Below are 25,183 nucleotides of genomic sequence, written 5' to 3'. Positions count from 1 at the left end.
TGCGATTAAATTTTTCTAAAAATTAATTGAAAAGAAATTAGAATATAATCCTATAGAGATTTCATGAAAATCTGTTCCACCTCTGTCCGGCTGAAAATTATATCTGTATCGTATAAAAGCTGTAAAAACATTTTGTATCTGGAACAATCCCAATGATAATTCTGGACTTATTCCATTGTAACCTTTTAAATCAGTAAAATAGTTCAATCCAGCAGAAATATATTTTATAAAGCTCATTTGAATAATCTGCTTATATCCTGCTCTCAAAAAATTTTTTCTATCTGTGTTAAAAACATATGCATATTCTAAACCAATATAACCAAATGGATAATTAAAACTTCCTTTATAAAAAGAAAAGACTGGAATTTCTTTTGTTAAACCAAAATAATCTTTATTGTTTTTAGAAATATAAGTTGGTGAAGGTAAGCCAAAAATTATTCCTCCAAAACAACACACCTGAAATAAGTTCACATTTTTTTTGTAAGCATAAATAATATTCTGGGGAACATCTAAATCATATAATTGACTTTTAGATTCTACATTATTTTTATCGTATACTAAAATTCTAAATTGGATTGAATTCTTATTGCTGATAATGCCGTCAAGGTCAACTTCAATTTTATGATTCTCATTCAATTTATCTGATACAACAAATTCTTTTTTGTTATCAAAAATTAATTTTGAAGTGCAGCTGTCGCTGGTATAAAATGACAAAGTAAATTTATACGGCGGTTCAGGTGTTATGTAAGAATCAATAACAAATATGTCAATGTTTCCGCTTGAAGTTGAATCTATTTGAGCTTGTATTGAAAATGCAGTTAAAACCAGAAAGAATAAAATAATTTTGTGCCTCATATTTATCATAATTTTTTCAAGGCAAAATTAAGATATTTAGAACAAAGTTTTATAACTAATTTTAAGTTCTTTGTTAATTCAGCTTTTAAGTATATTTACTTTTATAAAATTTATTTTATTTAAAAAATATTTAGCTAATTATTCAATCAAAACAACAGGTGAATTGTGAAAATATTAATTACAAATGATGATGGAATTGATTCCACCGGGATATCAGCTCTTGCTGATGAAATGAAAAAAATTGGAGAAGTTACTGTAGTTGCTCCACGAACAGAACAAAGTGCAGTCGGTCATGCCATTACAATGAAAATTCCATTAAGAGTAACAGAATATTTCAAAGATGGAGAATTTTTTGGTTATGCAGTTGAAGGAACTCCAGCAGACTGCGTAAAAATTGGAATTCGAAACATAATGAAAACTAAACCCGACATTGTAATTTCTGGAATTAATAATGGTTCTAATACTGCAATTAATATAATTTATTCAGGGACTGTTTCCGCTGCAAGAGAAGCAGCTATCATGGATGTTCCTTCAATTGCTGTATCTGTAACAAGTCACGCAGCAAAAAATTTTCAATTCGCTGCTAAAATATCAAAAGCTCTTTCATTATTAGTTATGAAAAATGGATTGCCAAACGGAACTTTACTTAATGTAAATGTTCCCGACTTACCAGAAAATCAAATTGCAGGAATTAAACTAACTCGTCAGGGAAAATCGAAATGGGATGATATTTATGAAGAAAGAATTGACCCTTATGGTAAAAAATATTATTGGCTTACAGGAAATTTAATTGAAACAGACAATGACTTAAATACAGACCAATTTGCAATTAAAAATAATTATGTTTCAGTATCACCAATACATTTTGATTTGACAGACTATAAAACTTACAATTCAATGAAGAGCTGGGAAATAGAAAATCTAATGGAAATTATAGATAAAGGTTGATAAATGCCTGCTAACAGCTTTCATATAACTGCAGAAATTAATTTTTTCTATTTAATTGCTGGAATAATTCTGCTAATATTTTATTCATATTTTATTTATAAATATACAATCCCAAAAGTATCAACCTTTATAAAAACATTTTTAGTAATTATAAGAAGTATTTCTATAATACTTTTACTGGCATTAATTTTTGAACCTGTTCTTACAATCAGTTACAAAAAAATTATTGAACCCAAAATTTTTCTTTTTACAGATAATTCAAAATCAATCGCAGTTAAAGATAGCATCCAAAGAATTTCTAATAATATTGAGGCAATAAAAATATTAACATCTGACCAAAAGAAGAATTTTAATATTTTTACTTTTGGAATCTCTCCCAAACCTTTAGCAGTTGATTCGTTAAATAAAATTAAGTACAACGAACCGCTTACAAACTTTGATAAGTTAATATCATTATTAAAAAATTCTGATGATAATATTGCAGCTGCTGTTATAATAAGTGATGGAATAATAACTGATGGCAGTAATCCAATTTATGAAGCAGAAAAATTAAACTTCCCAATCTTTACTGTTGGAATTGGAGATAGTTCTGTTAAAAAAGATGTTGCTGTGCAGGAGGTGCTTTATAATCAATTCATTTATGCAAATAAAAAAACAGAAATTGAAGCATTAATAACACAAAAAGGATTTGATAACAACACTATTAATGTATCCTTGTTTGAAGAAGATAAGTTAATTGAAACAAAAAACATTAAACTCAGTGAAACAGGTTTTAACAAAGTTAAATTTGATTACACACCTAAAAATTATGGTGAAATAAAATTAAGCTTGTTAATCTCTTCGTTTAAAGATGAGGATAATTTTTTTAATAATAAAAAAACATTTTTTATAAATGTATTAAAAGACAAAATTAAAGCTGTTTTAATTGCTGGCAGTCCTTCCCCAGATTTATCAGCGTTATCGAAAGCACTTGAAAGTAATGAAAATATTGATGTGATAAAAATTGTACAAATAACACAAACTAAAATTTGGAACAACAATTTCAATAAAATTGACAGTGCAGATGTTTTAGTATTAATAGATTTCCCGTCAATAAATACATCACCAGAACTTGTTCAGCGAGTATTTTCAAAAATTGAAAAAGATAATAAACCTTTCTTGATAATTATTTCTTACAATACCGATTTGCATCAATTAACTGCTTATGAAAAATTACTCCCTTTTTCTATTAACAACATTTCGAACAGTTTTATTGAAATTACACCAAGTATTTTCAGCAGTTCAATTAAGTCAATCTTTTCAAAATCTTTTGAAGAAAATGAATGGGATAATTTACCTCCTCTTACGAAATCAACATCTGAATTGATACCCAAACCTGGCAGTGAAGTAATTGTCAAAGGAATTGTAAAAAACATTTCATCCAATATTCCACTGATTATTTCAATGAATATTGGAAGACAAAAATCATTTGCAATTTTAGCTGGAAATATATGGAGATGGCAGTTATTAAAAGCTGAAAAAAATCCTTATTTCTTTTCTAATTTTATAAACAATATAACTAAATGGCTTAATACAGCTGAAAGACAAAACCAATTTCTTGTACGAACAAATAAAAAGATATTTTCTGCTGGTGAATCAATTGATTTCATTGCTGAGTTATATGACAATACATTTACTCCTGTTGATTCAGCAAAAATTAATTTGACAGTTTTTAATGAAAACCAAAAATATAATTTGATATTAGAGAAAGTTAGAGACGGATTATTCCAATCAACACTTGAATTCAATGCTAAAGGAGATTATACCTATGAAGCATCAGCAGAATATGATGGAATAAAATTAAAAAGTAATCGTGGAAGATTTTCTGTTGTTGATTCAGAAATTGAAAAATTAAATACACAAATGGATGTAAATTTCTTAAAACAATTAGCTTATGCATCGAAAGGATATTTTTATCATTTGCAAGAAATTGATAAATTAAAAAAGTCATTAAACCAAATTCTTAATTCATCAACAAAAGAAAAAACTATTTCTTCTGAAATAAACTTACGAACAGACAAATGGCTGCTGATTATAATTTTAATATTATTTTCAATTGAATGGTTTATCAGAAAAAGATATGGAATGATTTAAGAGAATCATTTTACAAATAAACTTTTCAAATGAAGTTCATAAAAGAAATTTTAGATTTTTTCTTCCCAAGAATTTGCACAGCATGCGGAATTAAATTAAAAGAGAATGAAAAATTTATCTGTATTAATTGTCTATTATCAATCCAAAAAACAAACAAAGATTTATTATCTCAGGAATACAAACGGAAATTTGAAGAAGAAAATATTATAACAGATTTTCTTTCACTTTACATTTTTGAAAAAGATAAAGCATTACAATCATTAATTCATGACTTAAAATACAACGGGAACATCAAAGCAGGAATTTACTTGGGTGAACTTGCAGGGGAAAATTTTTGCAATGAAATTTTAAGTTGGAAACCAGATTATTTAATTCCTGTTCCACTTTATCATCTAAAAAAAGCTGAAAGAGGTTATAATCAATCATATTATATTTCAAGAGGAATCAGTAGAGTAGTTAAAATTTCTGTAGAGACATCAATCTTAAAAAGAATCAGATATACGCAGTCACAAACAGAACTAAATTTAGAAGAAAGAAAAGCAAATGTAAGCGGGGCATTTACTTCTAAAAAGAATAAGCTAATAAGAAATAAAACATTTCTGCTTGTTGATGATGTAATTACAACTGGAGCAACAATTTCCGAATGCGGAAAAGTGTTGATAGAAAATGGGGCAGCAAAAGTTTATGCCTTATCTATTGCCTTAGCAGGTTAATTACATTTTCTCTGGAGCAGAAACCCCTAGAATTTTCAATCCATTCCTTATTACTGTTTGAACAGCAACAATCAATGCTATTCTTGCTTCTGCTAAATCTTTTGGGCTACCAATTATTCTGCACTCTGTATAAAATTTATGAAATAATGATGCTAATTCTTCAAGGTAAACACAAATTCTGTGCGGCTCAAAATTTTCTGCACTCAACAACACTTCATCGGGGAATTCATATAATTTCTTCAAGAGATTTTGTTCTTCATCTTTTGTGAGCAGTTTAAGATTTTCTAATGACAAATTCAGATTTTCATCTTTTGTCATTCTTAGTATTGAAGAAATTCTTGCATGAGCATACTGCAAATAAAAAACTGGATTTTCATCAGATTGTTTCTTGGCAAGTCCAATATCAAAATTCAAATGACTTGAAATGCTTCGCATATTAAAAAAGTATCTTACAACATCACTTCCTACTTCATCAATTAATTCATCGAGTGTTACATAATTTGCTTTGCGGGTTGACATTTTAACAACTTCACCATTTTGCATGATAGTAACAAATTGATGAATCAATACTTTTACTTTGCTGATATCATAACCAAGAGCTTTAAGTCCAGCTAAAACATCAGGATAAGTTGCATTATGGTCTGAACCAAATAAATCAACTATTAAATCATAACCTCTTTCAAATTTTGTAATATGATATGCAATATCAGGTAGTCTATATGTAGGTTCACCTGTTGATTTGACAATAACTTTATCTTTTTCATTACCCAGTTCAGAAAGTTTCAGCCAAACAGCATCATCTTTTTTATAAGACAAATTTTTTTCTTCAAATGTCTGCAGAAGTTTATTGATTCTTCCATTTTCATACAAACTATTTTCGTTATAATAATTATCAAAATGAATATTAAGCCTGCTCAAAGTTTTATTAATGTCATCAAAAATTTCTTTTTCGGCTCTTTGCTTAAAAATGCCTTCTGGATTTTCATTAATTAATTTATCTCCATATTCATCATAAAGTTTTTTAGCAATATCTTTAATATAATCGCCTTGATAATATTCTTCAGGGAATTCAATATTATGACCAAGCAATTCAAGATATCTCAAACGAACGGAATCTCCAAGAATCCGCATTTGTCTGCCGGCATTATTGAAGTAGTATTCTCTCTCAACTTTATAACCAATCCATTCGAGTAAATTAGCAACAGTATCTCCTGTTACAGCATTTCTTCCGTGCCCGACTGTTAATGGTCCAGTTGGATTTGCGGATACAAATTCTACTTGTGCAACTTTGCCTGAATATTTATTCGATTTGCCATAGTTATCTGATTTTTCGATTATCTCTTTTATTACGTTGGTTACATATTCTTTTGTGAAATAAAAATTTATAAAACCTGGTCCTGCAATTTCTATTTTTTCGATAATAGATTTATCATAGTCCAGATTAGAAATAATTTCATTTGCAATTTCTTTTGGATTTTTCTTTAATGATTTTGCCAGCAACATTGCAATATTTGTTGAATAATCACCATGTGTCTGTTGATTAGGAACAGTAAATATTAAATCGACATTTTTTAGATAATTCAGCTTTTCTGAAAGTTCACTAAAAATGTTATATAAATAATTTTTCAATTATTTCTCCGTTTTCTTTTTTGATGAATTTTGAGATTTTCTTGTTGTGAGTTTTGGTTTTGGTTCTTCTTCATCTTCAACAGGAATAACTGGTGCATCGCCCCAGAGTTTCTCAAGGTTATAATAATTTCTTGCTTCAGTTCGAAAGATGTGAACAATAACATCAAAATAATCCAATATAACCCAGTTTAATGTTTCATAGCCTTCTCTGTTAAAACATTTAATACCTTTCAAATTCAATTTCTCTTCTACTTCATCAGCAATAGCTTTAACTTGTTTATCCACCTCAGCAGAACAAATAACAAAAAAATCTGAGATAGTAGAAATTTTACGGATGTCAAGAATTTTTATGTCGTAGCCTTTCTTGTTTAATATCAATTGAGCTATTTGTTTAGCAAATTTTAATGAATCCACACTTACCTCATTTTAATGGTTTTAAGTTATAATAATCTTTTCCAATTACAATTGAAACATCAAGAAAATAATTTTCGTTAAGCTGTTGAATAACATTATCTCTTTTAACTCCTAAAACTTCTGCAACTTTATAAGCATTAGCTTTATTGCCTGTTCTATCAATAACTATTGTTTCATCAATGTCATTATTAATGTAATTGCCAATATTAACAACATCAAAGCCGTTGTTTCTAAGAAAATCTGTAAATCTGTCTGCAACGCCAGCAACATTGCATCCATTCAATACTTCTACTTGAATAATTTCTGAAGGTAACTGTTCATCTTTGTATGAATTGGTTTTTGCATCTGAAATTTTAATATAAAGCGAATAGACCATAAAAATTATAATTGCAAGTAGAAAGAAATTGGTAATGTTCAAGAATAGATTTATTGAGGAAGATTTTAAATCTAAATTCTTTTTTGATGATTTTTTCGAATTATTTTTTTCCAATTGCTGTGTGTCTAAATTAAATCAAAATATCAATCCTAAATTTAATAAAATTCTATCTCTATTTATCATACTCAAAACGCTCAAACAAATCTCTGTAATAAAATTGTGAATAATAACCGTAAGGATAATAATAAGAAGGAATATTTCGATACTGAAACATAATTGACATGTTTTCAGAAGGTTTATAATTTATTTGTGCGCGGCTCAAATATAATCCATTGATTTTATTCGAGAATTCTTTTCCGAATGAATTATAAGGAGAATTAACAAGGCTTATATCTGCCTGAATATTCAGCTGGTCATTTATCTTAAAAAACATGCTGTTAGTATAAGTAGTCAAAGCTAAACTGCCTGCTGCTCCAAAAGTTTGATAAGAAATATCGAATGTATGGTTCATTCGAAAATTATCTGAATTAAAAAACTTAAATAAACTTGATGAATAATTTTTAATGATACCGCTCTTTATATCATAATTACTTGGTTGATCTTTGAACTGGGCATTCAATGTAGTTGCAAAAACCACTAAAACTAAAATTAATTTTTTCATTGCAGGCTCCATTTTTTGGCTTTTAACAATGAATCAAAATTTTTGTTTCTTTGTTAATCGCTATAGCAATTTTATCATAACTTTTATAAAGTTTCAAGTCATATAACAGTCAACAGATTATTTAATGCGCACAACCATTTCAATTTCTACAGGTGCATTTAATGGCAAATCGCTTACACCGACCGCACTTCTTGCATGTTTTCCTTTTTCTCCAAAAACATTAACTAAAAATTCCGATGCACCATTAGCAACTTTCGGCTGAGATGAATATCCTATTCTTGAATTTACAAATACTGTCAACTTAACAATTTGTTCAATTCTATCAAGACTGCCAATTAAAGATTTAATTGCGCTAAGACAATTTACAGCACAAAGCTGAGCACATTCCATAGCTTTTTCTTCGCTTACTTCATAACCAACTTTCCCTTCGGCAATTAATTTCCCATTTTTAATTGGAAGCTGCCCCGATGTATACACTAAATCACCAATTTGATTTGCTGGAACATAAGCTGCTAATGGTTTTGGTGCATTAGGTAAATCGTAACCTAATATTTCTCGAATTTTTTGTTCATACATTTTTACTCCTCCTTAATTTTAATGCAAATATATTGAAAATATTTTTTTGATTTATTCAAAATTTTTGAGTTAGCTTTTTATCTAACTCATTACTTATCTTTGCAACAAAAAAAGGCAATAATATGACAGGTGAAAAATTCGAAGAATTATATAATATTATGAAAAGATTAAGAAAAGAATGTCCATGGGATAGAGAACAAACGCACGACTCTATAAAGGCTGCTACGATTGAAGAAACTTACGAACTTATCGAGGCAATTGATGAAAAAAATTATAAAGAAATTAAAACTGAACTTGGAGATTTACTTCTTCACATTCTTTTTCATTCAGTGATTGCAGAAGAAGAAAATCATTTTAATATCAATGATGTAATTGATACAATTAGAGAAAAACTTATTCGCCGTCATCCACATGTTTTTGGCGATGTTAAAGTAAACGGCACTGAAGATATAGTAAAGAACTGGGAAGAAATTAAATTATCTGAAGGAAGAGAATCAATTCTCGAAGGAGTTCCAAAAAATTTACCAGGACTTGCAAGAGCATATAGGTTGCAAGAAAAAGCTTCTAAAATTGGTTTTGATTGGAGCAATAAAGAAGATGTATGGAAAAAAGTAATTGAAGAAATAAATGAGATGCATGAATGCGAAAAGAGTGGTAATCATAAAAAATTAGAAGAGGAGCTTGGAGATGTTTTCTTTGCACTTACAAACTATGCAAGATTTCTCGGAATTAACCCAGAAAATGCGTTGAGAATAACAAACGAAAAATTTATTGCAAGATTCAATTATGTTGAAAATAAAATAAAAGAAAGCGGAAAAAATTTAACAGATTCTTCACTTGAAGAGATGGATAAATTCTGGGAAGAAAGCAAAACAATATTGTAATTTATTTTATTCGGTTTCTTTGATAATTAATTAATGAAAACACATTAAACATAAGCAGAGAGCATATAAAATTTCTGCTCTCTGCTTTTGAATTTTTTTAGTAATCAAATTTAATTTAAGTTGTTGATTGCTCTGGTATGTTTTTTAATACATTAACTAATGTATTCCAGAATTTTTCAACAGTGCTTATTTGAACTCTTTCATCAGGAGAATGAGCACCGATTATTGTTGGCCCAAATGAAATCATATCCATTTCTGGAAACTTTTCTTTAATGATTCCACATTCAAGTCCTGCATGAATTGCTTTCACATGCGGTTCGGTTCCATATAAATTTTTGTAAACATTTTTCATTATTTGAAGAATTTGAGAATTTACATCCGGCTTCCAGCCTGGATAACTGTCCTTTTGATGAACTTCTGCTTTGGCTAAATTGAATACTGATGAGATTGCATTTGATATATCATGTTTCTCAGTTTCTACTGAACTTCTTTGGCTTGTAATTACTTCAACAGTTTTGCCTTTAGTTTTTACCACTGCTAAGTTTGATGATGTTTCAACAAGTCCATCTATATCTGCACTCATCTTAATTACACCATTTTGAATTCCATATAATGAATTAATCAAGTTTACTGCAGAAGCTTTATCCATAACTTTTGAGCGGTTTTTTATTTCTGATACCGTAACATTCAAATTAGGTTCAACAGTTGACAGTTCACTTCTAACAATATTATTATAATTTTCAATGTAACTAATAACATCATTTAATACTTTCTTAGAAATTCTGATAATAGAAAAACATTCACGGGGAATTGCATTATGTTTGCTGCCGCCGTTTATACTTACTAATCTTAAACCAAATTTATAATTTAATTCATGAAGTAAACGAGCCATCAATTTTATTGCATTACCTCTTCCTGTATTGATGTCCAATCCTGAATGTCCACCTTTCAATCCAGTAATTTTTATTTCAAGTGAAGAAGTATTTGCTGGAATTTCAGAAGGTTTGAAAATAAATTTTGCAGTTGTTGTTTGTCCACCTGCACAACCAATATATAAATCACCTTCTTCTTCTGAATCCAGATTAATTAAAATTTTTGCATTAAGAAAATTTGGTTTTAGAGCTTGTGCTCCATTCAATCCTGTTTCTTCATCCAGAGTAAACAAAGCTTCAAGCGGCCCATGTTCGATGTCGTTCGATTCGAGAACTGCAAGAGCTGCTGCAACTCCAATTCCGTTATCAGAACCAAGTGTTGTCCCTTTTGCTTTAACCCAATCACCATCAATGTAAGGCTGAATTGGGTCTTTATCAAAATCATGCTTAACATCAGCATTTTTCTCTGCAACCATATCAAGATGTCCTTGAAGTACAACTGGAATTAAATTTTCTTTTCCAGGTGTTGCATTTTTACTTATTACAATATTTCCAAATTCATCTTTTCTAAATTTCAAGCCATTCTTTTTAGCCACTGAAATTACATATTCAGCAACTTTCTCTTCTTTTCTGGAAGGATGCGGACGCTTGCAAATTTCTTCAAAATGATTCCATAGAAGAGATGGTTTTAAATGACCTAATATTTCTCCCATAATTTTTCTCCTTTAATTTCTTCAAATGTGATTAATCTTTGTTCATATAATTGTGTTAAAAATTTTGTTAATCTTTCTTCAACAGGTTGGATTTTGGAACCGTATTTTTTTGAGAGATTTTCTGCAATCTCTGATACTCTCTTTTTCCCATCAATTTCAAGCCACGCAGCAGAGCCTAATTCATCAAGTTTTAGTTTTATGTATGGATTCTTCAATTTCGGCATGATGTATTTCATACTAAATTGACTGGTAAATTTAGGAATCTGAATAGTTACCAAATTGTTTTCATCAGCATGATATTTCATTAAATGAACTGGAGTAAGCTCAAGGTAATTTGCTTTTTTCAGTTTTTTTCTTCGTTCAAAAAAATTCATATTAATTTGTTATTGTGATTTAATCTTATACTTCTAAACCAAAATTATGAAATTATTGCATCTAAAAAAAAGAACGTGAATGTAAATCTTTTTCTTACATCCTTAAAAAGATGTTCAAAGATATTATCATTTCACTAAAACTACTTTTTTCATCTGGATTATTTTTGAATTTGATGTAAAAATTATAACATAAACTCCACTTGAAAAGCAAGCAGGAATTATAATTGTTGGTTTACTTGCTTCAATATGAGTTTCAAAAATTTTTTCTCCAAGAATTGAATAAAGAAGCAAGTCACCTGAAATTGATTTTTTATTATTTATTTTGATAGCATAAACTCCATTTTCAAAAGTATATTGGAAATTAATTTCTTCTTTATTACAATTTTCGCTTATTCCAGCAAGATTATAATTTATTTCAATTGTATCTGAAAAGTGAAAATGCCCATCAATATCAATTTGTTTCAATCGATAAAAATATTTTCCTTCATTAATTAAAGTTGAATCAACAAAAAGATAATTTTTGGGTGCGTTTGAATTTCCACTACCGCTAACAAATCCAATTGAGTTAAACATCATTGAAATATCTGAGCGTTCAACATAAAATCCATAGTTATTTACTTCAGTTGCTGTACCCCAGCTTAATAATACAATTCCATTTGACACTATTGCATTAAAATAAACCAGCTCAATAGGAAAGATATGATTCTGAGCAGTTAAACTGGAAATGCAAATTAACATAAAAACGAAAAACTTCATTTAATAACAGCCAGCTTTTGAATTGTTGATTCTATCTTATCTTTTTTCTTTACAATGATTTTATAAAAGTAAACCCCATTTGCCACAATATTTCCATCATCATCTCGTCCATCCCAATAAATTTTATTAAGATTAGTTGTTAGTTCATAATTATAAATATTTATTTCTTTTATTAATCTTCCGGCAACAGTATAGATTTTGATTTTTAATTCATCTGGAATCTGAGTAAGAACAAAAGTAAAATAAGTATAACTACTGAATGGATTAGGAAAATTGTATGCATTTTTTATTTCTATTTCAGAGGTAACTACAAAATACTTTTCATAAATTGGAACAGCCATAAATTTTCCAGAAGCATCCTTCATAAAAACTTTTAAACTGTGTTCCCCTTTTTCAAAATATTTATAATAAGTAATTACCATCTTCTTATTAATTGTATCATAATTTATTTTGCTCAGATTATTGAGCTCGGAATATGGAATTATTTTGTTATCAAGAATTAATTTGAATGTTGTAGTATCGTCATGCATAAACCAGGAAGGATAATTTATTTCTATTTGAATATTAGTTTCAGGTTCTACATAATCCCAATCATCTATCTCCATTCCATTAAATTTTACTTTAACATCAACAGCAGTAATTGAAGTGATTGTATCTTTCTCTACATAAAAAGTTTTTACAATTGTGTTATTATTTTCAAATAATTCTTTTACTTCATTTTTATTATCTATTGTTAGAATAAAATTAAATTTCCCATAACTATCAAAACTATTTATATATTCATAAGAAAATGAACTGTAGCTTAATGGTAGTAAATTATCAACAAGAGTATCTTTCAAATTAATTATTGAATTATCAGGCTTAACAAGCTGAAGCATAATATTAAAATTGCCAGAGTTCGATTTACCAGCATTAAAAATCTTTGTATGAAAATTAATTTTTTCTCCTTTTCTAATTGTATCTTTTTCTAACCATGTAGTTTGATAATTAGCAACTAATTCAGGAGAAGATGAATAGTAAGCTGAAAGAGACTTAATGACTGGACTTTCTTTCTTTTCATCAGCAAATAATTTTGCAATTATTTTAATACCCGAATATTTTTTTGCATCAAGTTGACTTAAATCTACTGAATCAGAATATGAAATAAAAGTTTTCAATGTGTCAAATTCATTATTAGCTTTTATTCCAATCGGCATTAAAACAATTTTAGAATTGTGAGGCTTGTAAGATTTGATTATAATTTTTTCCCACTTATTTGAATTTACTATTTCAGGAAAAATTAAATATCCTTCTTCGAACATTAGATATTTTGAAATTTCTATTTGAACTGATCCTCTTGTTTGTTTTTTGTAAGCCTCAGGAACAGAACCAGTAGCTGCACCTTTTCTTCCAATAATACACCATGAATCACGATACTGAACACTATCAATATAAAAGCTGCCCAGACTTTTGATTGCATTTCGAACTTTTGAATTCATACCACCAAAAATATTTTGTTGTGCATCTGCGCACACTGTCATAGCTACTATTGTACCCTGAGATAATGATTTAATAAAATTCACCAATGAATCTGCTGCTCCTGCATCTGGCACTAAAAAATATTTTATTAATTTTGGCTGAAGTGATATTGAATCAATAATTGCAGCAGCAATGCCCCAGTAATATGTTGAAGGCAATTGTTCATTATTATCATACAATATTGAACCATAAGAACCATCCAGCCATCCGGCTGATTTTACAATCAATGAAACATTTCTGCTGTTTAACTTCCAACACTTATTTTGATTGTCATAAATAGTATTTGAATAAAAAAATTCTGTATCATTACCTACTTGTTCATTAATAAATATCTCAGCACTATCATTGATTTTCTGAAAAGAATATACATCTGAAAACTGATTTGAATTATTATTCAACCTTATTCTAAAAAAATATTTTTTATTATTCTCTAATTGATTTAATGGAACTTTAGTAATCAAAATACCAATTGGCTGCACAATTTCTAATGGATTTGAGAAATCAGGGTTTTCATCAAACTGAATTAAAATTTCATCAGCATTATTTTGTTCTTCAACCGGATTCAAAATCAACAATGTATCTTTAACTATGCTGTAATGTTTTGAAGAAACTAATGGCATAAGTGAAGTTGAATAAACAAAAAATTTTATCTCAGCATTATTATCATCTTCGTAGATTTCATTAATAGAATTTTGGGTATCTAATTCAATTTTTATTTTGTGTTCTCCTGCATGCCCTTTTATTGGAATATTAAAAAACAAAGTATCTTCATTCATAGGAAGATTAATATCAATTAATTTTTCAAACAAAACATTATCTTTGAATAGCTCTTCAATTTTTATTGTGACCTTAGAATTATTATATAAACCATAATTTGATACATTAATTTTAACCAAAGCAGAATCCATCTGGTCATTTATATTGGATGAAACCAGTTTGATTTTAGAATTATCAACAAACAAATTTGGTTTTGAAGGTAATGCAAGATTAATGATTGGGTCGCCAAGCAAAAGATTACAATATGTAAAAACACGATTAACATCATTAAAACCATCTTCGGTAAGCTGCTTAATTTTTGAAGCAAGATGTGCATAACCAATCCCTTTTAGTGAATCTTTCAAAAATATTTCATAAAAATATTTTGGAAATCTTAATGAAGTAGAAAGATAACCCCAGCTTGAATTACCGAGATATGCTATTGCCTGTCCATTAACAGATTGACAAATGAACAATTCTCCAAATGCATCAACATCAGGTTCTGCAAATTTTGCTGTAGAACAACCAAAATCTGTGATTAATGGAAATTTATCTGGATATTTATTTTTCAAATGTTCAACTTCAGTAATTCCATTATCCCAAGTTCTTGTTCCGCTGTGTCCAATGTATGAAATAAATAGAGCACCTTCATCAATTATTTTTTGAAATTCTTCACTTGAATAAGGACCAAAGTTTGTTTGTGGTGATATTGTTTTATAAAAGTGTGTGCCGTTCCCAAAATAAGGAGGTGATAAGATATAATTTTGGTAAAGTTCATCATTTACATTTTTAATTTCCTGGAGTTCTGATTGTCTTGTTGTATTTCCACCGCTGAAAAATAAAAATGTCTTGTTGAATTTATCATACTTTCGTGAAATATATTTTTGATGTTTATTCATGTAAAAGATAACTTGTTCATCATTATTAGCTGGAATTCTTCCAACATACATTTGAGGAACTGCTGTTGATGAGCTGTCCCACATTACATACCAAATATCACTTACAGGGAAACCAAAAGATATTACTAAATTTTTTCTTTGATTCATATGTGAAGATGCAGTAACATTTTTGTAATCATAATTTGCATCCCCAATAATTGTTAAATAAGATGGTTTTGGATTTCCCCAATTTTCATAAGCAGAGATTAAAAAGTTCTTTATTGCATTTACATCTATCTGCCCATAAGAAAATTCATCGTAAATATCTTCATCATAAATTAACTCGGTTTTCACATTATACGAATCGCTAATAAATTTTTTGTAACTTTCTGCAGAATTCGATAATGATTTATTTGTGACTATGATATAATCTGCACTTCTTGAATTATCTCTCAGATTAACAAAATGCTTTTTGTATCTGTAAATTGGTTCTGCAACATTTTCAGCTTTAGTAATAAAATATTTGTCGCCTCCTTTTACTGTATCAATTATCAATAAATTCTTTTTGTCATTTCCAATCAATAAATAATTATCAATTTTTTTGAATGTTGGATGAATTTTATAAACAATTAAATTATTTCTATCGCTCAAAATGTTTTCTACTTTTATTACTCTTACTTTTTTTCTTATTGTGTCTGGAATTGTAATTAATAATGAATCATTTATTGCAATATTTTTTCTCAAATATTCTATATCTATCCAATCAATTAATGATTGATGAAATGAAACAGATGTTGGTATTCCAAATATTTTTATTGTATTCGTTCCATTTTTCAATTGCTTAGAGTGAAAAGATGAAATAAAATTTACTGTCTCTTTGTAGTTATATGTGATTGTATTCTGGATTGTTGGGCTGTTTAGACCTATCCCGATTTTATGTGTATTATAAATTCCCTCAGGATTATTGGCAACATCAGCTGAATAGCTAATCAATCTTGTAAATATTTTTACTTCAGAATTTTCAACATAATTGCTTGCATTAAAATTAATATTTAGAGAACCTGAATTTCCTATCACTAACCATGTATATAATTTATTCTCCTGCCAGAAAGGCAATTGAACTCTGGGTTCAGTTGGGTCGTAATACCAAAGTCTCTCATCTTTCTCAAGATGTAATTTTACAAGATGATAATCGATTGTGTCTGTAATTTGTCCATAATGTGAATTATTAATTTCAATTCTTTTCCCTTTTTCGTCTCCCCATGTAATCCATAAATTTGTAGTATCATTATATAAATTCATGTAGTGAATGTAATCCTCTCCTTTGTTTACAACTTTTCGATAATCTTTGCCGGAATAATTTTTTTCACAATAAAATTCTATGTAATCATTTTCGTTGAAAGTATAATCTTCATCTCCTTTAACATAAATAGGAATTTCTTTCCCCTCTCGAAAGATTTTAATTTCAGCAGGATTAATTAAATGCGGATTAATACCATGCTTGAGAAAATAATCAAAAGTTATTCTGTAAATATTATCGTTTGCCACAGATATTTTTATGTATTGTTTTGAATAATCTATCCATCTGTCACTTGAATCAGAAAAAGCATATTTGTTTTTAGTACGAAATTCTTTTGCTTCATCATAATTAACAATAAGGTTTTTCAAAGATTCATCGAATAATGATGATTCATCACTTCTTATGAAATCTGCTTTATAATCTTCATAAAGCAATTTTAACTTACATTCTTCAATAAAGTGTAATGTTCTCTCGTTAAATGAATAACGATGTGTATTAATTTTTATAACTGCACAATAAAAACCTCGCACCCATGTATAACCAATAATTTCATAATCTTCTTCTGGATAAAAATCTTTTATGGGATTGATCTTGTTTTGATAATTTTTATAGAGAATTAAATTATTCTCGTCGACTGGCAATCTATTCAATGTAATATCTACATCACGAATTTGTGAAACAATTTTATCTGTTAATTCAACTTTTACTTTTGATTTCGGAGGGATTGCAACAAATAATGTTTTTGATGGCAGTTTAGGTTTTCCCGGATTTGATTCATCTTCATTATAAATAAAATTAATTTCTGAATTATTCTTGATTTCATAAACATGCTGATTAAATTTAATGTTCAGTTCAAAACCATTTTGAATTTTCTTCACATTAATATCTTTTGCAAAAAAAATTGAATTAAGTAAAACAAAAAGCATTATTAAAAAATTATGCTTTTTCATAGTTAAGCCCTCGAATAATATTTATATAACGAGACGCAATTAAATAAAAAAGAAATAATGGTATGCCTGTAAAATATCTATAAAATAATCTGTTCGGCTCTTTAACAACACGATACAACCATTCAAGTTGTAAATTCTGAATATACTTTGGCGCCCTTTTTTTTATTCCAAAGTAGTAATTAAAAAAGTCACCGACGCATATACAATTAATTTGAGGTAAATGTTTTTTCAATTCTGCTGCAACAAATTCTTGCTTTGGTTTGCCCATGCCGATAAAAACAAATTCTGCATTGGAATCTTGTATAAGATTGATAATTGATTGTAATTCACATTTGTTAAAAAATCCATGATGATAACCAGCCAGCCAAAGATTCTTTTCGCAGCATTTGTTCTCAACAAATTCCTTGTTAAAATCATAACCGATTAAAAATATTTTTCTTTTTGTCTTTATCAGCTTTTGAATAAGCCAATTATAATAGTCGGTACTTGTAATTCTGTTTGCATCTTTTCTTAGATAATTCAATGCTAAAAACATTCCTATTCCATCTTGATATATGTAAAAATCGTTTTGCATCAGTAAGCAATATTCATCATTATTTATTACATGATTGAATGCGTTGAAATCAAAGTAGGTAAGAAGTATTCCTTTACTTTTGAAAAGCTTGTTTAGTGTAAAGTTTATTAAATCTTTTCTGCTTAATATTAATTTGTTAAATAATTCCATAGGCAGTTAAGAATCATTTAACATAGACAAATAAATTTCATAAAGTTTCTCTGCATAAATTTTATAATCAAAGAAAGTATTAACTTTTTCATGTAAATTTTCTGCGAGCTTTTGTTTTTGAACCTCAGACATATTTAATGCTTTTTGAATTGCTTCTATCAATTTTTTTTCATTTCCTGCATCGAACATAACAGCATGCTTACCATCTTCTAAACTTTCACTATTTCCATCAACATTTGATGCAATCAATAATTTTTTATTAATGCCAGCTTCAAGAACTACAAAAGGACAGCTTTCAATAAGTGATGGGACAACTATAATATCAGAAATTTCATAATACATGGCTACATCATCACAAGGTTTGATAAAAATAATTTTATCACTTTTGTTAAGGATTTTTCTCTTAATATTATCTTTTGCATCTGTAATCATTAACAGATATAAATCATAAACTTTTGATACTTCTAAAAATGCTTTTACCAAAACATCAACACCTTTTTCTTTCGAATATCTCCCCACAAATAAAATTATTTTGCTTTGGTCATCTATTTCTAAGTTACTTCTGTTAATTCTCTTCTTTCCATAATTATTAGATTTATCAACTGGATTATAAAATTGAATAATTTTTTCTTCTGAGACATTATAGTTGTTAATTAGATTTTTTCTTACTGTTTTGCTCACAGCTATAATTTTATCTGACTGAAAACTGAGATTCCTGTAACCATTAACAATGCTGTGAACTGTTGTAATTGTTTTTATTTTCTTTCCTGTTTTTTTGAATATTCTTTTTTTAATTATGTTTGAAATTAATTCTGGATACCGATGATGCGAGTGAATTATATCAATGTTATTTGATAAACAATATTCCTTAAGTTGACATGAGTTTGGAATTAGATAAAACAAATTAGTCATACATTTTTTGAAATCAATGATGTGAGGTTTTATCCCAAGTGAATTGAGTCTTTGCAGAGCATCTCCACCATTTGTTATAAAGTACAAATTTATTTTTGGGATACAATCAACGGACAATTCTTTCAGCCCTCTTAATAATAAATAAACATATTTACTTACTCCACATACATAGTTAAAGTATGGAGAGATATGTAAAATGTTAATGTTATCCCTCATTTATCAAATTGTAATAATATTTCTCAAAATAACTTTTGAAATTGTTCAAATTATATTTTTGTATAACTTCTTGTTTGCCATTTTCGCCTAATTTTTTGCATAAAGATTTGTTATTCAGCAATAAAATTATTTTTTCGACAGCTTCTTTATAATTATTATGATTAAAAATAAATCCACAATTGTTTTCTTCAACAACTTCTTTTATTCCTCCTGCATCTGTTGCAATAATGGGGATTCCACAAAACATTGCTTCCCATACCACAAATGGCATTCCCTCTCTTTTTGATGTCAGTATCAATAAATCAAATAATTTTATATAATGAATTGCTTCTGGTATAAAGCCAAAAAATTTTACATTTCTCATTGATAAAGAAGATGACAATCTTTGCAGTCTTAATCTTTCCTCCCCATCGCCTATTATTACCAAGAATACATTGTAATTTCTTAATTCATATAAAATCTTTATGATACATTCAACATTTTTTTCTCTGTTTAATCTGCCTGCATAACCGATAATAAAATATTTTTCTTTTAAGTGATTAAGTTCTTCAATTAAAAAATTATTAATGTTTTTGTTTGAATAAATTGGTAAGTATCCATTATAATAAAAATCAATTTGGGTGAATAATTTTGTTTCATGTATTAAAATGTTTCTACTTTTTTTGGAGGGAACCAATACTTTTACATTATTAAATCTGCTTACAAATTGATGAATAATTTTATAAATAAGCTTTTCGATTATTGTGTTGTAATCATTTTCAATAAAACTACCGTGATAACTAAATATTAACTTTTTCCTTAAAAATAAATTTATCAATCCCGCTATAATGTATGGCTTCAGCAAATGAGCATTTATAATATCAACATTTTCTGATATTATAATTTTTGTTAAATAAAAGAATATTTTGATTGAATACTTTTCATTTAAAAGAGGAAGTGAATAATATTTAATGTTGTTTTCTCTAAAAATTTTTTCAACAAAAAAATCACCATGAAAAACAACAAACTGTTCATACATTTCATTGTCAAGATATTTTAATTGAGCATAAATATGCCGGAAAACTCCATCTTCTTTAGCAGTAATGCGATTAACAATATGACAAACTTTTATTTTACTCTTTTTGAAGTCTTTCATACAAACTCATATAATTATTTACAACATCAGACCATCTTAATTGATAGCAAAATTTTCTTGAATTTTCAGAAATGTATTCAAATAATTTTTTATCATTATATAATCTTTCAATAATTGATTTTAGCTCATTATAATCGTTATACACAATTCCATTCACATAATTATTAATTAATTCCTTAACACCTGTCTTATTGCTTACTATCACAATTTTACCAGCTGCCATACATTCAAGAGCAAGTAATGAGAAAGAATCAAATGCATTGCCTTTTATTAAAATATGTTTGTCTTTAAGAAATTTTGCTAAGTCTTCCTGATTCAAATAACCTTTATAAAAAACTTTTAAATTATTTTTTGAAACAACATCTTTCACTGAATCTCCAATAACAAAAAGTTCTAACTCTGTATCTTTTATTTCAAGTAATGAATCGTAAATTTTCTGTAAATCTCTGTCAATATATTTTGAAGAATTATAGAAAATTAATTTTAATGGTTTCGAATTAGTTACAGGGGAAGGATTAATAAAAAATATTTCATCGATTCCATGATAAATTATTTCGCAATTTTTATTTGAAAGGTCATAATATTCTGAAAATAAATTCTTCAATTGTGCAGAAACAAATATCAAATAATCTGCTTTTGATACAGCAAGTTTTTCAAGAATACTTAATTTTAATTTTTGTATACGATTAAATTTTTGTTTTGAATTTTTCATTTCATAATGGATGGAACCATGAAATGTTATGATAATTCTTATCTTCAAAAAATATTTAAGCAGAAAAATAATTAACTGATAATTTTCTAATGTAACGATGTGAAGAATTACTGGTGATTTTTTAAGAAGAATAAAAATTAATCTAACAATACCAACACAAATTACATTATTTTCATTTTCTGATTTAGAAAAGCCAAAAATTCTGTTAAATACATTTGCATTGAATTTATTTTTAAAATAGAAATCACAAAACAGAACTTCACAATTTCTTAATGACAGAAAGTAAAATAATCTTTTAGCAATTTTTTCAGGTCCGTTTAAAATTTCTGTATTATTGAAGCGCCCTGTAAGAATAATTTTATGCATTAAAATTTACCCTCAAAAATTTTAATGCAGGCTGATTAAATAATGATAAACTTATCAAGTCATCATATTTAATCAGCCTTAAAAGTTTTCATAAATTACATTGAAACAGGAGGTGGAGCAGGTTCATCTGCTTTGCCTGCATTCTTAACAGGAATTTGAATTAAATACCATGCTATAAATACAAATACCAGCAAGCTTACATAAAACGATGGATAATCAAATATTGAGAACAATTGTATTTCAAAAAATGCGAATGCAGCAAAGACAAGTCCTATAAGAGCTTCGCCTGCAATTAAGCCAGCAGCAACAAGTACGCCTGTATTTTCAACTCTTGATTTTTGTGCATCATTAAATTGCTTTTTAGCACTAATTCTTTCTACAATACCTTTAATAATTCCGCCAATAAAAATTGCAAAAGTAGTTTCGAGCGGTAAATACATGCCAACGGAAACAAGCATAGGGCTTCGCACCTGCATCAAAATAAAACCAAAGCCCATAACCATACCAACAATAATTAGTGGCCAAGCCATATCCCCTTTAACAATTCCTTGAGAAAGCAAAGCCATTAGTCCAGCTTGTGGAGCAGCTAATTTGGCACTTCCAAAACCACCTTCATAAGGTGGAACAGCCATTTTGCCTGCATTAACATCACCTTGATGCAAAATTAAAAGTGGAATAAACATAACAGCAGAAGCAAGAGCTACACCAAGGATATCACCAACTTGCATTTTCCATGGTGTTCCGCCGAGTATATGTCCAACTTTCAAGTCTTGAAGCATTTCCCCCGCTACAGCAGCAGAAACACATACTACTGCAGCTACTCCTAAAACTGCAGCAACACCTTGTTTGCCAGTCATTCCAAGGGCGACCATCAAAAGAGCTGCGACAATTAAAGTGGAAAGAGTCAAACCACTAATTGGATTATTACTTGAGCCTATGATTCCAACCAGATATCCTGAAACTGCAGCAAAGAAAAATCCTGCTATAATCATTACAAGAGTTGCAACAAGAGCTGCAAAAATATCCTGAGCAAAATAATTATAGATTAAAAAAGTCATAACAGCGGAAAAAGCAATTCCAATCATAATCCATTTAAAACTTAAGTCCTGGTCAACTCTTTCAGTTGTATGTTCACCTGCTGCTGCTTTTTTTACATCACTAATCGATCGTTGAATTCCAACAGCAAGACTTTTTCTCATTCTGAAGAGTGTGTAACCTGCACTTACAAGCATTCCACCAATTGCAATTGGACGAACAATATATCTCCATATCATTTGTGACCAAATAATCCAATCATTATCTGAAGGATTCATTCCTGGATGTGCAGATTGATATTGTTGAATTAATTCAGGAGAAAGAAAATATAAAATTATTGGCACAAATAAGCCCCATGCAAGCAATCCACCGCTGAAGTTAAGTGATGCTAATTTTGGACCAATTATGTAACCAACACCAATGTATGCAGGACTTACACCAGGCGAACTAAGTAAAACTCCTCCTTGTGCAGTTGCAGAACCAGCAGATTTCAAATTTATAATTGATTTTGAAAATCCAACAAATTTTTCCCATGTAGTAGCAAAAAATTTAAGTTGACCAAGTGATTGAATTACAGCTCCAACCCCCATTGCAGTAAATAAAAATTTTGCTCCAGTTCCACCTGCTCTTCCAGCTTTATGAATTTCAGAAGCTGCTACTGATTCAGGAAATGGCAATTCTGCATCTTCAACCATAACTCTTCTCAAAAGTGCAACGAACATAATACCGAGAACTCCGCCTACAAACATAATTGCAGTTGAAATTAAGTAATTACTCAGAGTATCAAACTGTACCCAGATACCTGCAATATAAAATGCAGGGAGAGTAAAAATTGCACCAGCAGCAATTGATTCTCCAATAGAACCAACAGTTCTGGCAAAGTTTTCTTCGAGTATTGTTCCTCTCATTAATTTAAGAAGTGCCATCCCAATTACTGCAGCCGGGTAGGTTGCAGCTATTGTCATACCGGCTTTTAATCCAAGGTATGCATTTGCGGCACCCAAAACAACAGACATTATTAATCCGATTACTAAAGCTCGGACTGTAAATTCTGCCATATTTGTTTCTGAGGAAACAAAGGGGACAAATCGTTTTTGTTCCGACATGCCTTTCTCCTAATTATGATTGTAATGTTTTTATAAAAATAATTATGTATATGACTATGAGCAACAAATAATTTCTAAAAATTCATTTTTCTCATTCCAATATGGCAAATAGCAAAATCATATTTTACAGGGTCATCGGGGTCAAATCTTCTTAGGTTTTCTGTTATCTCTTCTGCCATTAGCCACGTTGTATTTTTTCTTTTTGTAAGTCCAAGATTTCTACAAATTTTTGCTACATGAGTATCAACAGGAATTACAAGTTTTGATGCAGGAATTTCATTCCATAAACCAAAATCAATATCATCTTTTCTTACCATCCATCTTAGAAACAAATTCATTCTCTTACATGCACTTCCTTTCAATGGGTCTGGGAACATAAATTTAATTCCTGCACTTACATTAAACCGAGAATTAAATATTCCAAGCATATTCTTTGAAAAAAATGAAATAGAACTTTTTAGATTTTTTTCTTCATTGAAGTAATACAACAGAAAAAAATATTTTAACGATTGATATGACACATAAATTTTATTCAATACATAAAAAAATTTTGAAATATCATCGGAAGTATAAAATCGATGAACAACTTTTTTGAAAAATATCTTATCGGTCGAATAATTATAATTAATTACAAATTCATAAGGTTGGTGATTCATTATTGAATGGATTTCAATAAGAGTTTGATTTATTTGTTTTACATTCCCATAAGCAAAAATTGATGAGACTATGCCAGAAATTTCTATATCAAAATAATTTTTATATCTATGAAGAAATTCAATCGGGTCAGGTGATATTTTCCCTTTATCAAAATATTTGTAATGATATTCTAACTTCTTTTTCAGATTCCGAATCAAAATTTTATTTTGCATTACGAATGATTTCAATCATTTCTTTAACAGCTTTTTCGACTCCAACAAAAACAGAACGAGCAATAATTGCATGTCCAATGCTTACTTCGTCAATATCCTGAATTGCAACAAGTTCTTTCATATTGATATAATTCAAACCATGACCTGCATTTACACCAAGTCCTAATTTTTTTGCGTGTTTGGCTGCAATTCTAATTTTTTCTAATTCATCAAAAATATCTTCTTCGCTTATAGCATTAGCATAGTGTCCTGTATGAATTTCAATAAAATCTGCATTAATTTCTGCAGCAGCATCAATTTGATTTAAGTCAGGTTCAATAAATAATGATACTGCAATTTCAGCATCGTGAAGTCTTTCAATTGTTTTTCTTAAATGATTGATATTATCAATAACATTAATACCGCCCTCGGTTGTAAGTTCCTGTCTTTTTTCTGGAACAATAGTAGCCAATTCAGGCTGCACTTCACATGCAATTTCAATAATCTCATCAACTGCAGCCATTTCAAGGTCAAGTTTTGTTGTGATTAATTCTCTAAGTAATCTAACATCTCTTTCATTAATATGTCTTCTGTCTTCTCTCAGATGAACAACAATTCCATCAACACCATATTGTTCTGCCATTAATGCATAAGCAACTGGATCAGGTTGAACTTCTGCACGAGCATTTCTTAAAGTAGCAATGTGATCTATATTTAAGCTGAATCTCATGTTAATCCCCTATTATTTTGATGTCAAAATTAAAAAAATATTTGATATCAAATAATAAATAAGTATCTATTTCGAGGAATATATTTAAGTGCA

At 28.7% G+C, this 25,183-nt stretch carries 21 protein-coding genes; 4 read left to right on the top strand and 17 right to left on the bottom strand.

Features of this window, described 5'->3' with window-relative positions; genetic code table 11:
- Positions 1-15 precede the first annotated feature (15 nt).
- On the bottom strand, positions 16-855 hold the full coding sequence (locus AC27L2_RS07720) for a hypothetical protein (protein WP_487211160.1): 840 nt from the start codon (positions 853-855) through the stop codon (positions 16-18).
- A gap of 165 nt (positions 856-1,020) precedes the next feature.
- Here AC27L2_RS07720 and surE point away from each other — a divergent pair, with 165 nt between their 5' ends.
- Genes surE through AC27L2_RS07705 form a run of 3 tightly spaced genes read left to right on the top strand, consistent with a single transcriptional unit; the run spans position 1,021 to position 4,649 of the window.
- The gene (gene surE / locus AC27L2_RS07715; RefSeq protein ID WP_487211158.1) at positions 1,021-1,803 is read left to right on the top strand and encodes a 5'/3'-nucleotidase SurE; all 783 of its coding nucleotides are present in this window, start codon (positions 1,021-1,023) and stop codon (positions 1,801-1,803) included.
- A gap of 3 nt (positions 1,804-1,806) precedes the next feature.
- Positions 1,807-3,936 (top strand): hypothetical protein, encoded by a 2,130-nt coding sequence (locus tag AC27L2_RS07710; RefSeq protein WP_487211157.1) that lies wholly within the window; start codon positions 1,807-1,809, stop codon positions 3,934-3,936.
- Positions 3,937-3,965: 29 nt separating this feature from the next.
- Complete coding sequence (locus tag AC27L2_RS07705; protein WP_487211156.1) at positions 3,966-4,649, top strand: ComF family protein; 684 nt, start codon at positions 3,966-3,968, stop codon at positions 4,647-4,649.
- On the opposite strand, the gene argS is transcribed toward AC27L2_RS07705, so the two are convergent.
- From argS to AC27L2_RS07680, 5 genes are all read right to left on the bottom strand, one after another.
- Complete coding sequence (gene argS / locus AC27L2_RS07700; RefSeq protein WP_487211155.1) at positions 4,650-6,278, bottom strand: arginine--tRNA ligase; 1,629 nt, start codon at positions 6,276-6,278, stop codon at positions 4,650-4,652. It abuts the gene before it with no gap.
- Positions 6,279-6,692, bottom strand: a complete 414-nt coding sequence (gene rsfS / locus AC27L2_RS07695) for a ribosome silencing factor (protein ID WP_487211154.1) — start codon at positions 6,690-6,692, stop codon at positions 6,279-6,281. It abuts the gene before it with no gap.
- 7 nt (positions 6,693-6,699) lie between these two features.
- Positions 6,700-7,110: a LytR C-terminal domain-containing protein gene (locus AC27L2_RS07690; RefSeq protein WP_487211153.1), complete on the bottom strand. Its 411-nt coding sequence runs from the start codon at positions 7,108-7,110 to the stop codon at positions 6,700-6,702.
- 130 nt (positions 7,111-7,240) lie between these two features.
- Complete coding sequence (locus AC27L2_RS07685) at positions 7,241-7,729, bottom strand: hypothetical protein (RefSeq protein ID WP_487211152.1); 489 nt, start codon at positions 7,727-7,729, stop codon at positions 7,241-7,243.
- Between the two features lie 117 nt (positions 7,730-7,846).
- Positions 7,847-8,305, bottom strand: coding sequence for a RidA family protein (locus tag AC27L2_RS07680; protein ID WP_487211151.1), 459 nt, complete (start codon positions 8,303-8,305; stop codon positions 7,847-7,849).
- Positions 8,306-8,427: 122 nt separating this feature from the next.
- Between AC27L2_RS07680 and mazG the strand changes: the two genes are divergently transcribed.
- Positions 8,428-9,189: a nucleoside triphosphate pyrophosphohydrolase gene (mazG, locus tag AC27L2_RS07675; RefSeq protein ID WP_487211150.1), complete on the top strand. Its 762-nt coding sequence runs from the start codon at positions 8,428-8,430 to the stop codon at positions 9,187-9,189.
- 115 nt (positions 9,190-9,304) lie between these two features.
- On the opposite strand, the gene AC27L2_RS07670 is transcribed toward mazG, so the two are convergent.
- From AC27L2_RS07670 to AC27L2_RS07620, 11 genes are all read right to left on the bottom strand, one after another.
- Entirely contained in the window at positions 9,305-10,774 is a 1,470-nt protein-coding gene (locus AC27L2_RS07670) for an aminoacyl-histidine dipeptidase (RefSeq protein WP_487211148.1), read from the bottom strand.
- Complete coding sequence (locus AC27L2_RS07665; RefSeq protein WP_487211147.1) at positions 10,759-11,148, bottom strand: PqqD family protein; 390 nt, start codon at positions 11,146-11,148, stop codon at positions 10,759-10,761. Before AC27L2_RS07665 ends, AC27L2_RS07670 begins: the two co-directional genes overlap by 16 nt.
- Positions 11,149-11,274: 126 nt before the next feature.
- Positions 11,275-11,904, bottom strand: a complete 630-nt coding sequence (locus AC27L2_RS07660; protein ID WP_487211146.1) for a hypothetical protein — start codon at positions 11,902-11,904, stop codon at positions 11,275-11,277.
- Entirely contained in the window at positions 11,901-17,306 is a 5,406-nt protein-coding gene (locus tag AC27L2_RS07655; protein ID WP_487211145.1) for a C25 family cysteine peptidase, read from the bottom strand. Before AC27L2_RS07655 ends, AC27L2_RS07660 begins: the two co-directional genes overlap by 4 nt.
- On the bottom strand, positions 17,293-18,030 hold the full coding sequence (locus AC27L2_RS07650; protein WP_487211144.1) for a WecB/TagA/CpsF family glycosyltransferase: 738 nt from the start codon (positions 18,028-18,030) through the stop codon (positions 17,293-17,295). Before AC27L2_RS07650 ends, AC27L2_RS07655 begins: the two co-directional genes overlap by 14 nt.
- 6 nt (positions 18,031-18,036) lie before the next feature.
- A complete protein-coding gene (locus AC27L2_RS07645; protein WP_487211143.1) occupies positions 18,037-19,158 on the bottom strand; it encodes a glycosyltransferase family 4 protein in 1,122 nt (373 codons plus the stop codon).
- Positions 19,148-20,293, bottom strand: coding sequence for a glycosyltransferase (locus tag AC27L2_RS07640; RefSeq protein ID WP_487211142.1), 1,146 nt, complete (start codon positions 20,291-20,293; stop codon positions 19,148-19,150). The genes AC27L2_RS07645 and AC27L2_RS07640 overlap by 11 nt, the downstream gene beginning before the upstream one ends.
- Positions 20,271-21,371 carry a glycosyltransferase family 4 protein gene (locus AC27L2_RS07635; protein ID WP_487211141.1) on the bottom strand — a complete coding sequence of 367 codons (1,101 nt, stop codon included), beginning with the start codon at positions 21,369-21,371 and terminating at the stop codon, positions 20,271-20,273. Before AC27L2_RS07635 ends, AC27L2_RS07640 begins: the two co-directional genes overlap by 23 nt.
- A gap of 95 nt (positions 21,372-21,466) precedes the next feature.
- Positions 21,467-23,512, bottom strand: a complete 2,046-nt coding sequence (locus AC27L2_RS07630) for an OPT family oligopeptide transporter (RefSeq protein WP_487211140.1) — start codon at positions 23,510-23,512, stop codon at positions 21,467-21,469.
- Positions 23,513-23,586: 74 nt separating this feature from the next.
- Entirely contained in the window at positions 23,587-24,381 is a 795-nt protein-coding gene (locus AC27L2_RS07625) for a TIGR02757 family protein (protein ID WP_487211139.1), read from the bottom strand.
- Entirely contained in the window at positions 24,371-25,090 is a 720-nt protein-coding gene (locus AC27L2_RS07620) for a pyridoxine 5'-phosphate synthase (protein WP_487211138.1), read from the bottom strand. The genes AC27L2_RS07625 and AC27L2_RS07620 overlap by 11 nt, the downstream gene beginning before the upstream one ends.
- Positions 25,091-25,183 lie beyond the last annotated feature (93 nt).

This window comes from Rosettibacter sp. KY25 (assembly GCF_057554405.1).
Note: the sequence above shows the minus strand (reverse complement) of the source record. Positions and strands in the feature narration are given on the sequence as shown.